Raw genomic sequence first — 13,788 nt, 5'->3', positions numbered from 1 at the left:
GAATAAGGATTCCACGGGCATATGAAAGGGGTTGGAGGTTTCCGTTACCGTAACCTGCAGATTCTCGACGATATTAAACGTGTGTATATTCGTTCTCGGGTAGTAATCCGACAAAATGCTGTTGTTCATGTAACACCCCGTATATTTGAGATCGTAGTAAAATACGTCTAGCCCAGTTCAAATGCGGCTTAATTTCATTCATCTTGTTGTAATATTCGCTCTTGAACACTCCGCGGCTGCCATCATTGCTGTTCACAATACTTAAGGCGTCCACATATTCTTCATGCATTACTGTATACATCGCCTGCACGGGTCTGAGATGGGAAGGATGAATGATCGTTTTGCCCACAATCCCGTTTTCCTTGTCCAAAATCACTTCACGAATCAGGCCATCCATCGAGCTGGAAATGTATTTATTCCGCATCTCACGGCCATGTTTGCCATAGGTATCTTCAAAAGGAGTCTCGCGAAGCTGCGGACGCAGAACCCGGTGTCCTTTGTTGGCGAAGTATTCCCACACGGGTCCCGAGATGACATACCCTTCTTCCACACGGCCAAATATATTAATAATATCCGACATGCAGTCGCGGATCGGCGTCAGATCATAGATGCTGATATCGGGACTGCGCCGCAGTCCGAACAGGCTGGAGAAATCCGTTGCTCCAATTCTGACATTAAGCACATATTCGCGGTATTGCCCCAGCAGATCACGGATGGCCAGCAGGCTGTCCAGCCGGCTCTCCCGGTAGATAATTGGAGCATTCTCCAGAATCGGCATTCCGTACAGCACAGGGGCTGAATAAGCGCGCGTATTATTGTAGTCGGCAATGGCCTCAAAAAATTCCACACCGTTCAGGACAGAAAACTTGGGAAACACAAAACCGGTCAGCATCGTTATTAAAGATCCCAGCCGGAAAATCAGATCCCGCAGCTGCTCCGGATTGCGTACACGGATGAACAGCAGCGGCAGAATGCCACCCCGCTCGGGATCATTCTCGGCGTAAGCGGACAGGAAGGCGAGATGCCGCACCACAGATTCTTCGGCATAATCAACCTCACCATCCCCTATGGCATCCTCCAGATCTATAATTACCGTAACGAGCCCCGAAGCTCTCAGCTTAATAATATCTTCGGCAACGCTGGAACGGGTAGCAGGCATATAAAGAGCAGCTCCGACGGCATAAGCCAGTAAATCCTTGCTGGTAGTATGATCAAATGAAACCGGCGGAACATGAAATAATGAAGTTTCCTGTTCTGGCGTAAGGTAATCGAAATATCTCAAGGCCTTTCCCCCTTAATGTTGTGCCAAGCACAAAACGAATAGCCTCTCCTTATAGATAGAGAGCAGCAGAACCGGCTATGCCGTCCTCTCGGGGACGGCATCCGGCTTTCTCAAATACAAGCAAAGGCCATGCTATAACATATAACGATTACCCGGAAGCACGCCGGAGTCCACCCTTCCCGTGAACTCTCCGGCTTCCTGTACAGCTATGAAGAGATGAACATATAAATCAGGTAAATCAGGCTTTACGATTTTCTTCTTTTTTGCGTTTAGCGGAGCTATACAGGATTGTGCCCACAAACACTGCAATCAGAACCGTGAAGAAGATCACATGCGGCATCTCATACCCGAACGCACCAGCAAGCATTTTACCGGCAATAAGTGCAATGAGCAGGAAGGCTGACTGTTCCAGTTCAGGAAATCTGGCAATCAGCTTAAGGAATACCTGTGCCACTCCGCGCATCATGAGCACGCCGAGGATACCCCCCAGGAATAGCACCCAGACTTGATTACTAAGACCGAATGCAGCAACTACACTGTCAATACTGAAGGCAATATCCATTAATTCAACCAGGAGCACCGTCCTCCAGAAAGAGGTGCCTTTGTTCTTCGTCTCCCCTTCTTCTCCGCCACCCTTAAACAGACCTTTATAGGCAATGTAGAAGAGGTACAGAGCACCAAGAGCCTTAACCTCCCAGAATCCAATCAGGAAGGTACCCAGACCAATCGCCAGGAATCTGAATAAATAAGCGCCAAGTATCCCGTAAAACAGTGCCTTACGCTGCTGCTCTTTCGGTAAATGCTTAACCATTACCGCCAGCACGAGCGCGTTATCTGCGGAGAGCAGGCCCTCCAGCAGAACCAGACTCCCGATAATCCCCCAGCTGACAGGATCGGAGAGCGTCGCTACAACATCACTCCAGGAGAAGAAATGCCCATAATTCTCACTGATACTCCTAAAAAAATCACTGAACCAGTCCATTCCACTTGCGCCTCCGGTAAAATAAAATTATTTGCTGCCCGCTACCCAGCGAAGCCCCCAGCCATAGGCCTCATCCATCTCCTTATGACCGCTGAAATATTGCACAAGCCGTTCAATACTGAAGGTCTCGTTGCCTACATTCCGGATCAGCGCGATGGCGCACATGCCCTTACGGTTGTTATGCTCGTCCAGATTAACGACAATATCCGGTCCTCCATCCTGCTTCAGGGTAACCACCCCATCCGCCTCAGACCAATTGGTAACTCCCTTGTAAATAAAAGAAAAAACTAAAATTCTTTCGATTTGTGCAACCTTACTCCCGTTTATACGCAGATTCTCGCCGGATGTTACGGAGCCGGTCCGGTCATCCCCATCCAGCATGATGTAAGGCGGCTGCTGCAGGTTGCCGAACGCATTGCCCAGTGCCTGCACAACTCCCTTGCTGCCGTTCTTGAGTTCATACAGGCAGGCAAGATCGAGATCCACGCCACCCTTGTTACGGCTGAACAGTCCACCACCCTGCTTCTGATTCCAGTTCAGGTTGATTACGAGCTCACCGAGACCGGAGGCTGATTTCTTCAGGTTGATGGAATCGCCCTTCTTCTTCAGCTCAATCTTCTTCAGATTGAGGTTCAGCGGCGGAGCAGGAGCTTCCGTCTGCTTCGGCGCAGGCGGAGGAGGAATTACTATAGCAGGTCTGGCTTGCTCTACCCGAGGCGGCGGCACCGGAAGCTTCGTGCGCTCCGGCGGTGCCTCCGTCTTCACAGGCTGCGGTGCAGCCGCCGGAGCAGGCTCATCCTCCACTTCTATGCCATAGTTGCCGCACAGCGCTTTGAGTCCGCCGGAGAAGCCTGCAACGATCGCACTGAATTTCCATTCTTCGCCGTATCTATATAATTCTCCTACCACAACAGCTGTTTCCACAGAGAAATGATTTCCCAGGTTACACCGCAGAATTTCCGCCCCTGTCGCCTGATCCAGGATCCGGCACTGGGCCTCGCTCATCTGTCCGAACATTTGCTTGCGGTTCTCGCCATCATACAGGGTAAGGGTAAAGGCTATCTTCGCGATACCTGCAGGAATCTTGTCCAGTCCCACCTCGAACTGCTTAAGTCCTCCCGAAGCTGCACCCGGCACATCCTTATATCTGATATAAGGCGTAGAAGGGTTATTATAAAAGATCAGATCGTCGTCACTATTCACTTTGCCTTGCGCCCCGAGCAGGAACGCAGAGGCATCAATATCCATGGAAGATGGAGCTTTCCACCCGATCTCTACAATGATATTGCGGATTCCCGGGTTTCCTTTGGTCAGGTCTGCTTTCTGCCCTTTAACTACTTCAGTACTCATTCTTACGCCACCTTTATAAATGGATAAGAGTGCAACTTATACACTTTTGTCTATAAAAAGGGCAGGATCGATGATGATCCCGCCTTTGAAGCTTTATTGTGCATCCAATCCATAATTCTTGCATAGAGCGCTGAGTCCGCCGGCAAACCCGCTGCCGATCGCCTGGAACTTCCAATCCGCCCCATGGCGGTAGAATTCACAGAAGACAACGGCTGTCTCGGTGGAGAAATCCTCACCCAGGTCAAACCGCAGAATCTCGCGGTCGCTGGAAGCATCTACAACACGAACAAATGCGTTCGATACCTGTCCGAAGTTCTGCACCCGAGTCTCATAATCATAGATCGTCACTGTAATCCCAATGCGCTGAATATTCGCAGGTATCAGGCTAAAATCTACGAGAATCTGCTCGTCGTCTCCGTCACCCTCCCCGGTACGGTTATCGCCTGTATGGGTTACAGAGCCTGTCCCGCCGCTAGGGTTGTTATAGAATACAAAGTCGTCTTCGCCTTTGGCTTTGCCGTCCTCATGCAGCAGAAATGCTGAAGCATCCAGGTCAAAATCCTTGCCGCCGCTATACTTGTTCGTATCCCAGCCAAGTCCTACAACTACCTTCGTCAGGCCCGGATTGGTCTTGGTAAGATCAATCCGCTGTCCTTTGGAAAGACTAATCGTCACTGGCAAAAACCTTCTTTCCTCAAAGATTTAATTCCCCGGAGTCACCCGGGTCTTATTGCAGACCGTAATCACGGGTCAGTCCGGAGAGGCCGTCTTTGTAGCCGCTGCCGATAGCATTGAATTTCCATTCTGCGCCATTACGGTACAATTCGCCGACAACAACGCCGGTTTCAACGGAGAAATCTTCACCCAGGTCAAAGCGGATCAGTTCTTCACTGTTCGCATCATTGAGGATACGCACATAGGAACGGGAGACCTGTCCGAAGTTCTGGCTTCTGGATTCTGCTTCATAGATGGTAATGGTGAACGCAATTTTGTCAACATCCGCAGGGACATTGAGCAAATCTACTTGAATCTGCTCATCGTCTCCATCCCCTTCACCTGTGCGGTTATCGCCAGTGTGAACAACGGAAGCGTTCTCGTTCTGCTTGTTGTTGAAGAAGATGAAGTTCGTTTCTTTATCCACTTTGCCGTTAGCATTGGTCAGGAACACAGACACGTCGAGGTCGAAGTCCTTACCGCCATCGTATTTATTCGTATCCCATCCGAGGCCGACTGTAATTTTGGACAAGCCCGGATTAGTTTTGGTCAAATCGATTTTTTGTCCCTTGGATAAGTTAATAGCCATGAATAGAACCCTCTTTTCTCAAATTGGAATTATTGGCCTTAGATGTACTGTTCAGCTAGCTGATTGATATGTGCCGCGTGGGCGCCTTCACCGATGGCTGCGAATTTCCACTCTTCGCCATGGCGGTATAGCTCCCCGCAGATCAGTGCCGTGAAGCCTGTGTAATTGTCCGTCAGATTAAACTTGATCAGCTCGCCGTTCCCGGCCGCGTTGATAATCCGGATATACGCCGATTTGATCATCCCGAAATCCTGCTTGCGGTTCACCGCATCGTAGATGTTGACCACAACCAGAACCTTATGGACATCGGCAGGAATCGACTTCAGATTCACCATGATCTGCTCGTCGTCCCCGTCTCCTTCACCCGTCAGGTTATCTCCCGAGTGAACTACAGAGCTGTTCGTATTCTGTTTGTTGTGAAAGCAGACGAGGTTCAGCTTATTGGTCAGCTTGCCATTCTCATTCAGCAGCAGAGCGGAAGCATCGCAGTCCACATTCGCCTGTTTCTTGACACCAAAGAAGCCTCTTGCCGGTTCGGCAGGGTCCCAGCCCAGTCCTACGATAACGTTAGACAGTCCGGCATTCCCTTTAGTTAAATCGATCTTCTGACCTTTTACCAGATTGATTCCAGCCAACTTTACGTACCTCCGTTTCCAGTAGTAATCACTGCCTGTAAGTCCTTCTTGCGGGTGTTATATCAGTGATACGATGGAGAAACGCCTAAGTTTCATCCAATTGCGGATACCTTCCGGCCTGTATTACAGGCTGAATTCGCTTGGGCTAAGTCCAAGCACACTGCAGATATTCCGGACAACCGCTTTCTCATGCTCATCGAAGTCGCCGTCAGCCGCACCGATCGCGGAGCATACGCCCACAATGACACGTCCGATCTCCGGTTTGCCGCTGAATTTCGCGATTGATTTGAGCGCTTCCTGCTTGCCGATTTCCGGCGAGAACTCGAAGTTGCTCACATAGAAGTTGAACTGGTTGATGACATCTCTCATGTCAAATACCTTCAATTCATTGCTGAGGTTCATATATCCGGCCATTTTGTTCTTCTCGGATTCCTCAATCTTGCCGTCAGCCGCAGCAACCAGTGCGCAGCCTGCAACTACCGCGTTCATAAAGTCTTTATTTTTAAACTTCTTAACTTGTTCTGTCAGTCCGCTTTTTGTCGTATTCAGCCAATTTTTAAATGTGCTCATCGTATTCTCCTTCTATCATTCTGAATTATGACCAGTAGAACGGGCTGTGCCGTACTATAAGCACCATATCCGCTTCTGCCGGAAATATAAGGATAAATTATTATGCGTAGCCCATAAATCCTTATACTTTAAAAAAAGATATCCCCGAGCCTCCTCCCCGCCATTCCGGGCAGATATTCAACCGATGGTCCCATTGCCTAATTCTTACTCTTCTAATATAACCGATTAAATAACAATATTCTACTTTGACAGATTCTCACAGTACCTTGGACAGGAATTCCTTGGTGCGCTCATGTGACGGATTTCCGAACAACTGCTCGGGTACCCCCTGCTCCACTACAATTCCCTGCTCCATAAATAGGACACGGTCTCCCACTTCACGGGCAAAGCCCATCTCATGCGTTACTACGACCATAGTCATTCCTTCGCGGGCCAAATCCTTCATTACCGCCAGCACCTCGCCTACCATTTCGGGGTCCAGTGCAGAAGTCGGTTCATCAAAAAGCATGATCTTCGGCTCCATCGCCAGTGCGCGCGCAATCGCCACACGCTGGGCTTGACCGCCCGAGAGCGAGGAAGGATACATCTCCGCCTTCTCGCTCAGCCCCACCTTTTTCAGCAGCTCCACCGCTTTTTGACGGGCTTTGTCCTCTGGCCATTTGCGGACCTGCATCGGGGCCAGCATGATGTTCTCGATCACTTTTTTGTGCGGGAACAGATTGAACTGCTGAAAGACCATGCCTACTTCTGTACGGATATCGTTAATCCTTGTGCTTTTGGCCATCAAGGAAGTACCTTCAATCATAATATCGCCTTCCTGCGGCTGCTCCAGCAGATTGAGGCAGCGCAGAAAGGTCGATTTGCCCGAACCCGAGGGTCCGATCACCACCACAACCTCCCGGCTGTGAATGTCGACGCTGATATCGGTCAGTACCTTATGGGCACCGAAGGATTTATGCAGATGCTTAACTGAGATAATAGGCTCCATATAGGGTTACACCTTCCGTTCGATATAATTAAGCAGCTTGCTGAGGGAGTAGGTCAGAATGAAATAGATCAGTGCAGCGGTCAGATAAGGCTCCCAGATCCGCAGATATTGGCCTTTCATGGTGTTGCTCCAGTACATAATCTCCGGTGCGGCAATCAGCGCCAGCAGCGAGGAATCCTTGACGAGGACGATGAATTCATTCCCGAACGCCGGAACCATCCGTTTGATGGCCTGAGGCAGTATAATGAAGCGCATCGCCTGTAGTTTGGTCATCCCGAGTGACAGGGCGGCTTCCCGTTGTCCGGGGTCAATCGACTGGATGCCGGCACGGAAAATTTCGGCGGAATACGCGGCGGAATTGAGCGAGAGCGCCACAAATGCGCTCATCAGCGCATAGGTTTTACCATAGAACAACGGAATGAGTCCGAAATGGACGATCAGAATCTGGACGTACAGCGGTGTTCCCCGGAAGATGTTGATATACGCATGAAACGGCCAGCGGAAATACCATCTGGGCGCCATTTTGCCGAACCCGATAACCAGTCCCAGAATGGACCCGCACAGGATCGAAACCAGCGATACACCTATGGTGAACAGGGTCCCCTTAAGTAAAACCGGTAAATAATGAACGATGATGTCAAATCTGAAATCCATAGAACTCTTCCCTTCTCTTCTGCTTATAGCTTTCTCTATGTTTCTCTTGTGTTTCAAAAAAAGAAGCATGCGCAATAGCAATCATTACGCATGCTTAATTGTTACTCCGCTTACTCTGCGCTCAAAAGTGTGGCCGTATCCGGCTCATCGCCGAACCATTCTTTGTAGATTTCCGCATATTTGCCGTTCTCGATGATCGTCTTGATCGCCGGGTCCAGCTTGGCTTTCCATTCACTGCCCTTAGGATAGAGGATACCGTAATATTCGGAACCGAAGTTCTCCTTGTCGATGATACCGGTCAGCTTCTCATTCGGATTGTTCTTGATGTATTCGTTCACGATGGCGATATCCGCAACCACCGCATCCGCTCCGCCGCCGTTCAGCTCCATCAGGGCTACCGCATTGCTGTCATAACGCTTCAGATTGCCGTTATCGATCCCCATGATGCCGCTCATCAGATCATCCGCGGTAGTTGCTGCCTGTACGGCAACTTTCTTGTCCTTCAAATCAAGAGCAGACTTGATATCGCTGCCTTCCTTGACCATGATCATGTTCGTGGATTCGAAATAAGGAATGGAGTAGTCATAGGTTTCCTTGCGCTCATCTGTAATGGATACCGAAGATAGGCCCGCCTGATATTCAGTGCCTTGCTGAACACTGGTCAGCATCGTATCCCAGCCTGTGTTGGTCACGGTGTAATCAATACCCGCTTCCTCCATAACCGCCTTAATGAAATCAATGTCAAAGCCCTTGATAGTGTCTGTATCCATATACTCCATAGGTGCATAACTGGCATCGCTGGCGAACTTGATGCTCTCTCCGGCCGCATTGCCGCTGCCTGCGTTATTATCCGAACCACAGCCGGCCATTGCCAGGACCAGGAATGCCACCATACCTGACATTGCCCATTTTTTTCTGATTCCCATGCTCCAATCCCCCTACATATTTATAAAATAACTTAAAGAGATTTTATCAGATTAAAGCGATGATGACAATTAACTTTTCCTCCATATGTTATATAACATGACATAATATCGATGTATTGTAACATTTACAGCCGCCTAATCTTAGAATTCAGGTCTATCTTCATATAAAAGCAGCCAGGAGGCTGTCCGGAGAGTGATATCCCCGGCAGCTTCCTGGCTGCTTACTATTATAATCTGTTATTCAATTCATTCATTTCCAATTAGAACGTCAGATCCCCGTCATATGAAGCAATCAGCCGGTACAGCTCCGGACGGCGGTCGCGGAAGATTCCCCATTCGATCCGGCCTACCTCAAGCGCGTCAAGATCAAATTCACTGACCAGTACACCCTGCTCATCGCGCCCGGCTTCGGCAATCTTATTGCCCTGAGGGCCGGCAATGAACGAAGAGCCGTAGAAGTTAATGCTCGAATCCTCGTCAACCTCCTCACCGATCCGGTTGGAGGCCACGACAGGAATCAGGTTAGCGGCTGCATGGCCCAGCATGCAGGTCTGCCAGTGATCCTTGGAGTCGATCGAGCCGTCTTGCGGCTCCGAGCCGATAGCGGTAGGGTAGAACAGAATCTCCGCACCCATCAGACTCATTACCCGTGCTGCTTCCGGATACCATTGATCCCAGCAGACGCCTACGCCGATTTTGGCATAGCGGGTATTCCATACCTTGAAGCCGGTATCGCCCGGGTTGAAGTAGAACTTCTCTTCATAGCCGGGGCCGTCAGGAATATGACTCTTGCGGTACTTGCCCATCACCGTTCCGTCGGCATCAATCACGGCCAGCGAGTTATAACGCGCGTAGTTCTTTTTCTCATAAAAGCTGATCGGCAGCACCACTTCGAGTTCTTTGGCTATCGCCTTGAAATGGTTCACAGCCTTGTTGTGCTCAAGCTCGGTGGCATAGGCGTAATAATCGGATTTCTCCTTCTGGCAGAAATACGGTGTCTCAAACAGCTCCTGCAGCAGAATAATCTGCGCGCCCTGTGCTGCCGCTTCTCTGACCAGCGTCTCGGCCTTGCGGATATTCTCATCAATGTCGCCGGAACAGCTCATTTGTGTTGCGGCTACTTTTACTTTTCTCACGGTTGTTCCTCCTTATTTGAAGCTACGATTTCACAGCAGGCATCTGCTGGGTGGTACAGTGCACGTTCCCGCCTTCACCGATTACAGCCATTCCGTTCACTGTGCGGATTCTGCGGTCCGGGAACAGCCCGGCAAGCGTCTCTTCGGCAAGCCTGTCTGTCTCTGCCGCCGTACCGCCGAATACCGGCAGGATAATCCCGCCGTTCACGAAATAGAAATTCAGATAGCTCAGGGTCAACCGGCTGCCTTCATAATCTACACGGGGCGGCTGCTGAATGCGGATGATCTCCAGCTTCCGTCCCTTGGCATCGGTAGCCTGCTCCAGAATACGCAGGTTCTCCTCCGAAATGGCATAGTTCTCATCCTGCGGGTCCCCGCAGACCTGGATGATCACCTTGCCCGGCGCAGCGAAGCAAGCGATATTATCAACATGACCGTCCGTCTCGTCCCCGCTGAGGCCGCGCTTCAGCCAGATGATCGACTCAGTTCCCGTATATTGCTTCACTAAGCCGGCAATCTCTTCCCGCTCCAGCTCAGGATTGCGGTTCGTGTTCAGCAGGCATTCTTCGGTAGTCAGCAGTGTGCCTTCTCCGTCGGTATGAATCGAACCGCCCTCCATTACAAGCGGTGCATCGAAGCTGCTGATCTCCAGCTGCTCCAGAATTTGCGGAGCTACCTTATCGTCAAGATCCCATGGCGAATATTTGCCGCCCCAGGCATTGAACTTCCAGTTCACGCCGGCAAGCCCGCCTTCAGCATTCACCACAAAGGTCGGCCCGTTATCGCGCAGCCAGGCATCGTTATGCCGGATAGGCAGCAGCGTCACATTAGCTCCCAGTGCGAGCTGTTCTACAGTCTCCATATCACCCGGATTGACCACCACGGTCACCGGCTCGAATTCGGCAATCGCCTTAATAATCTCAGCATAACCAGCGCTTACCGCCGCATGGTTGTCCGGATATACCATAGAGTCCTGCACCGGCCAGGAGATGAAGGTCCGTTCATGCTTGGCCCATTCCGCCGGCATTGTATAGTTTAAATCTTTGGGATACGTCATTTAGTTACCTCTGCCGTTTATATTTGAAGCTGCCCTGTTAGCCGCAAGCTCCTCACCCATCATACAATAATATGCCTGTGTGCTCAATTGCCGGACCGCAATAATCCCCCTGGAAATATCCAGAGGGATCAGCGTTATGCTGCTATTTTACAGTGTAATATGCTTAATGACATTGCCGGCGAAATCCTTGATGCTGAATTCACCATTGTCCAGGATTCCGTAAGAATTGGGATTGTTCTCTTTGGGCAGGGAGATCGATCCGGGGTTAAGCACAACAATACCCTCCTTCACATCCGCCACCGGCAGATGCGTATGTCCCTGGATGAACACATCCTGCGGGGACAGCGCCGGCAAGTTATCAATGCTGAATCCATGCCCGTGCGTAGCATAAATCTTCCGGCCCTCATGGAGAATCATTACGTAGTCGCCCATCATCGGGAACTGCAGCAGCATCTGGTCTACTTCAGCATCACAGTTACCTCTCACGGCAACCAGCGATTTACGGTAAGCATTCAGCTTGTCGGCGACCCCCTGTGGATTATAACCCTCCGGCAGCGGATTTCTCGGCCCGTGATACAGGAAGTCTCCCAGAATAACCAGCGTGTGCGGCTGCTCCTCCTCCGCCTTGGCCAATGCCTGCTCCAGCCAGTACAGCGACCCGTGAATATCGGAAATAAACATCAGTTTCATCTTTGTTCTTCCTCTCCGTTATATAGCTTGAGCTTAATAATTTCCGGGTACATCCTCAGTTCCACTCTGAGCTTCAGTCTCTTCTATGGTGATATGGTGAATTTTTTGAAATCCCAGCCTCTGCTGCCACAGGAATTTTTGGACTACCCACTGTTGGTGGTGGATTCGGTAACTATTTATACTGTACATAACGAGCCTTCAGGCATACGTTACCGCTGTTACAGTTCCTACGATTCTTTCTTTTTACTATAGCTTTATATAATCCTGCACGAAATACAACATTCTCCTCATATTCCCGGCTCTAATCCATAATTGTTGTACGAAATACAGCAACTCTCCTTCTCCAGGCGGCTTTGCGGGATAATTGCTGTATTTCATACAACAATCCTCCCAAACACCCCGGTATCGCCCAATCAAAGTTGCAATACGTACAACAATTACGCCTGTGCAATGTGAACTTAAAGTTCTCCGGTTCTGGTTCTGCCAGCAACGAATCAAACAGGAGGGGTGGGGTAATTCCATGCATCCATTGTAAACGCCACCGTCCTGTTAACGCAAAGCAAGACGCCCCGGCGGGCGCCCTGCTGTTAACTCCGCTTACTCCGTATATCTAAAAGCTTCTCATGGCAGGTTGGACGAGCCCGTCAGGAAGCGGTCCACTTCACGGGCAGCCTGCCGCCCCTCGTTAATTGCCCAGACCACTAGGCTCTGGCCGCGCCGCATGTCGCCGGCCGTGAAGACACCCGCCACACTCGTGGCCTGCGCGCCAAATTCAGCCTTAACATTGGAACGCTCATCGCGCTCTACACCAAGCTGTCCAAGTACCGTTTCCTCCGGTCCGGTGAAGCCCAGCGCCAGCAGCACCAGCTGCGCCTGGATAACCTCTTCACTGCCCGGTACTTCAACCGGTATCATCCGGCCGTCCTCAGTACGCTTCCATTCAATGCGCACGGTGTGCAGCTCCTGCACATGTCCATTCTCGTCGCCGGCAAAGCGCTTGGTGTTCACAAGATAGCGGCGCGGATCTTCTTCATATAGGGAAGCGGCCTCCTGCTGCCCGTAGTCCACCTTCAGCACCTTCGGCCACTCCGGCCAAGGATTGCCCGGCTGGCGGGTTAGCGGTGACTGTGGCATAATCTCGAGCTGGATAACGCTTCGACAACCATGGCGGATAGAGGTAGCTACACAGTCCGTACCTGTATCGCCTCCGCCGATAACAACAACATCCTTGCCCGCCGCCGACAGATATTCACCGTCAGCCAGCCCGGAATCCAGCAGGCTCTTCGTGTTCAGGGTGAGGAACTCCATCGCCTGATGGATGCCCCGTAGCTCCCGGCCTTCCAGCGGAAGCTCCCGCGCCTTGGTAGATCCGCCGCAGAGAACTACGGCATCATGCTCCTCCTGCAGCTGAGCTGCGGGGATATCCCTGCCGATCTCGGTCCGGGTTATGAAGGTAATTCCCTCCGCTGTCAGCAGATCCACCCGGCGCTGAACCTTCTTCTTATCCAGCTTCATGTTCGGAATGCCGTAGGTCAACAGACCGCCAATCCGGTCCGCCCGCTCATATACCGTCACCGTGTGTCCCGCCTTGTTAAGCTGCGCTGCACAGGCAAGCCCCGCAGGTCCGGAGCCGACGACCGCAACCTTTTTACCCGTACGGGTAAGCGGCGGCTCAGGTACAATCCAGCCTTCGGCAAAACCTCTATCTACAATCGACTTCTCAATGGATTTAATCGTTACCGGATCGCCGTTCTTCCCGACAGTACAAGCACCTTCACAAGGCGAAGGGCAGACGCGTCCTGTAAATTCAGGGAAATTATTAGTCTTATGCAGCCGTTTCAGCGCAACCTGCCAGTTGCCGCGGTATACCATGTCATTCCATTCCGGAATCAGGTTATGCAGCGGGCAGCCGCTGGCCATTCCGCTCAGCAGACGTCCTACATGACAGAATGGTGTTCCGCAATCCATGCAGCGGGCACCTTGCTCCCGCAGCTGATCTTCCTCCAGCGGCACCGAAAACTCATTCCAATTCTTAATCCGTTCCAAAGGCTCGCACTCAGCAGGCGTACGCCGCTGATATTCTAAAAATCCGGTTGCTTTACCCATTCCTGTCTCCTCCGAGTCTCTCTGATTGGCCGCCGAAACTATAAAAAGCGGCATTCATGCCCACATTCGGCTCCAAAAAGAAACCTACTCTTCTGTCGCCGGCCGTTAT

Annotated in this window: 14 protein-coding genes; all 14 read right to left on the bottom strand. The window is 51.0% G+C overall.

Features of this window, described 5'->3' with window-relative positions; all coding sequences use genetic code 11:
* Positions 1-73: 73 nt before the first annotated feature.
* The 14 genes from QW71_RS14670 to QW71_RS14605 all read right to left on the bottom strand — a co-directional run bounded on the left by QW71_RS14670 (position 74) and on the right by QW71_RS14605 (position 13,679).
* Positions 74-1,282 carry an HpcH/HpaI aldolase/citrate lyase family protein gene (locus QW71_RS14670; protein WP_047013783.1) on the bottom strand — a complete coding sequence of 403 codons (1,209 nt, stop codon included), beginning with the start codon at positions 1,280-1,282 and terminating at the stop codon, positions 74-76.
* Positions 1,283-1,520: 238 nt separating this feature from the next.
* The gene (locus tag QW71_RS14665; RefSeq protein WP_039299391.1) at positions 1,521-2,264 is read right to left on the bottom strand and encodes a TerC family protein; all 744 of its coding nucleotides are present in this window, start codon (positions 2,262-2,264) and stop codon (positions 1,521-1,523) included.
* A 27-nt stretch (positions 2,265-2,291) separates the two neighbouring features.
* Positions 2,292-3,614 (bottom strand): TerD family protein, encoded by a 1,323-nt coding sequence (locus QW71_RS14660; RefSeq protein WP_039299388.1) that lies wholly within the window; start codon positions 3,612-3,614, stop codon positions 2,292-2,294.
* A gap of 93 nt (positions 3,615-3,707) precedes the next feature.
* Positions 3,708-4,289, bottom strand: coding sequence for a TerD family protein (locus QW71_RS14655; RefSeq protein WP_039299385.1), 582 nt, complete (start codon positions 4,287-4,289; stop codon positions 3,708-3,710).
* 52 nt (positions 4,290-4,341) lie between these two features.
* Complete coding sequence (locus tag QW71_RS14650) at positions 4,342-4,917, bottom strand: TerD family protein (protein WP_039299383.1); 576 nt, start codon at positions 4,915-4,917, stop codon at positions 4,342-4,344.
* Positions 4,918-4,955: 38 nt separating this feature from the next.
* The gene (locus QW71_RS14645; protein ID WP_039299381.1) at positions 4,956-5,552 is read right to left on the bottom strand and encodes a TerD family protein; all 597 of its coding nucleotides are present in this window, start codon (positions 5,550-5,552) and stop codon (positions 4,956-4,958) included.
* A 123-nt stretch (positions 5,553-5,675) separates the two neighbouring features.
* A complete protein-coding gene (locus tag QW71_RS14640) occupies positions 5,676-6,122 on the bottom strand; it encodes a tellurite resistance TerB family protein (RefSeq protein ID WP_039299380.1) in 447 nt (148 codons plus the stop codon).
* Between the two features lie 256 nt (positions 6,123-6,378).
* Positions 6,379-7,101, bottom strand: coding sequence for an amino acid ABC transporter ATP-binding protein (locus tag QW71_RS14635; protein ID WP_039299605.1), 723 nt, complete (start codon positions 7,099-7,101; stop codon positions 6,379-6,381).
* Between the two features lie 15 nt (positions 7,102-7,116).
* Entirely contained in the window at positions 7,117-7,764 is a 648-nt protein-coding gene (locus tag QW71_RS14630; RefSeq protein ID WP_039299378.1) for an amino acid ABC transporter permease, read from the bottom strand.
* A 110-nt stretch (positions 7,765-7,874) separates the two neighbouring features.
* Positions 7,875-8,690: a transporter substrate-binding domain-containing protein gene (locus tag QW71_RS14625; RefSeq protein WP_039299376.1), complete on the bottom strand. Its 816-nt coding sequence runs from the start codon at positions 8,688-8,690 to the stop codon at positions 7,875-7,877.
* Between the two features lie 260 nt (positions 8,691-8,950).
* Positions 8,951-9,826 (bottom strand): N-carbamoylputrescine amidase, encoded by an 876-nt coding sequence (aguB, locus tag QW71_RS14620; RefSeq protein WP_039299374.1) that lies wholly within the window; start codon positions 9,824-9,826, stop codon positions 8,951-8,953.
* Between the two features lie 22 nt (positions 9,827-9,848).
* A complete protein-coding gene (locus tag QW71_RS14615; protein ID WP_039299372.1) occupies positions 9,849-10,883 on the bottom strand; it encodes an agmatine/peptidylarginine deiminase in 1,035 nt (344 codons plus the stop codon).
* 147 nt (positions 10,884-11,030) lie between these two features.
* Complete coding sequence (yfcE, locus tag QW71_RS14610) at positions 11,031-11,573, bottom strand: phosphodiesterase (protein WP_039299370.1); 543 nt, start codon at positions 11,571-11,573, stop codon at positions 11,031-11,033.
* Between the two features lie 621 nt (positions 11,574-12,194).
* A complete protein-coding gene (locus tag QW71_RS14605) occupies positions 12,195-13,679 on the bottom strand; it encodes a glutamate synthase subunit beta (RefSeq protein WP_039299369.1) in 1,485 nt (494 codons plus the stop codon).
* Positions 13,680-13,788: the final 109 nt, after the last annotated feature.

Origin of the sequence: Paenibacillus sp. IHB B 3415, from assembly GCF_000802655.2 — a bacterium.
GTDB classification, from domain to species: Bacteria; Bacillota; Bacilli; order Paenibacillales; family Paenibacillaceae; genus Paenibacillus_AQ; species Paenibacillus_AQ phytohabitans.
This window is presented reverse-complemented; position numbering and strand designations above follow the sequence as displayed.

What these genes read in the sequence shown, in the direction of transcription:
- QW71_RS14665 (WP_039299391.1), bottom strand. Translation starts at nt 2,264, where the DNA reads ATGGACTGGTTCAGTGATTTTTTTAGGAGTATCAGTGAGAATTATGGG.
- QW71_RS14660 (WP_039299388.1), bottom strand. Translation starts at nt 3,614, where the DNA reads ATGAGTACTGAAGTAGTTAAAGGGCAGAAAGCAGACCTGACCAAAGGA.
- QW71_RS14650 (WP_039299383.1), bottom strand. Translation starts at nt 4,917, where the DNA reads ATGGCTATTAACTTATCCAAGGGACAAAAAATCGATTTGACCAAAACT.
- QW71_RS14640 (WP_039299380.1), bottom strand. Translation starts at nt 6,122, where the DNA reads ATGAGCACATTTAAAAATTGGCTGAATACGACAAAAAGCGGACTGACA.
- QW71_RS14630 (WP_039299378.1), bottom strand. Translation starts at nt 7,764, where the DNA reads ATGGATTTCAGATTTGACATCATCGTTCATTATTTACCGGTTTTACTT.
- QW71_RS14625 (WP_039299376.1), bottom strand. Translation starts at nt 8,690, where the DNA reads ATGGGAATCAGAAAAAAATGGGCAATGTCAGGTATGGTGGCATTCCTG.
- QW71_RS14615 (WP_039299372.1), bottom strand. Translation starts at nt 10,883, where the DNA reads ATGACGTATCCCAAAGATTTAAACTATACAATGCCGGCGGAATGGGCC.
- yfcE (WP_039299370.1), bottom strand. Translation starts at nt 11,573, where the DNA reads ATGAAACTGATGTTTATTTCCGATATTCACGGGTCGCTGTACTGGCTG.
- QW71_RS14605 (WP_039299369.1), bottom strand. Translation starts at nt 13,679, where the DNA reads ATGGGTAAAGCAACCGGATTTTTAGAATATCAGCGGCGTACGCCTGCT.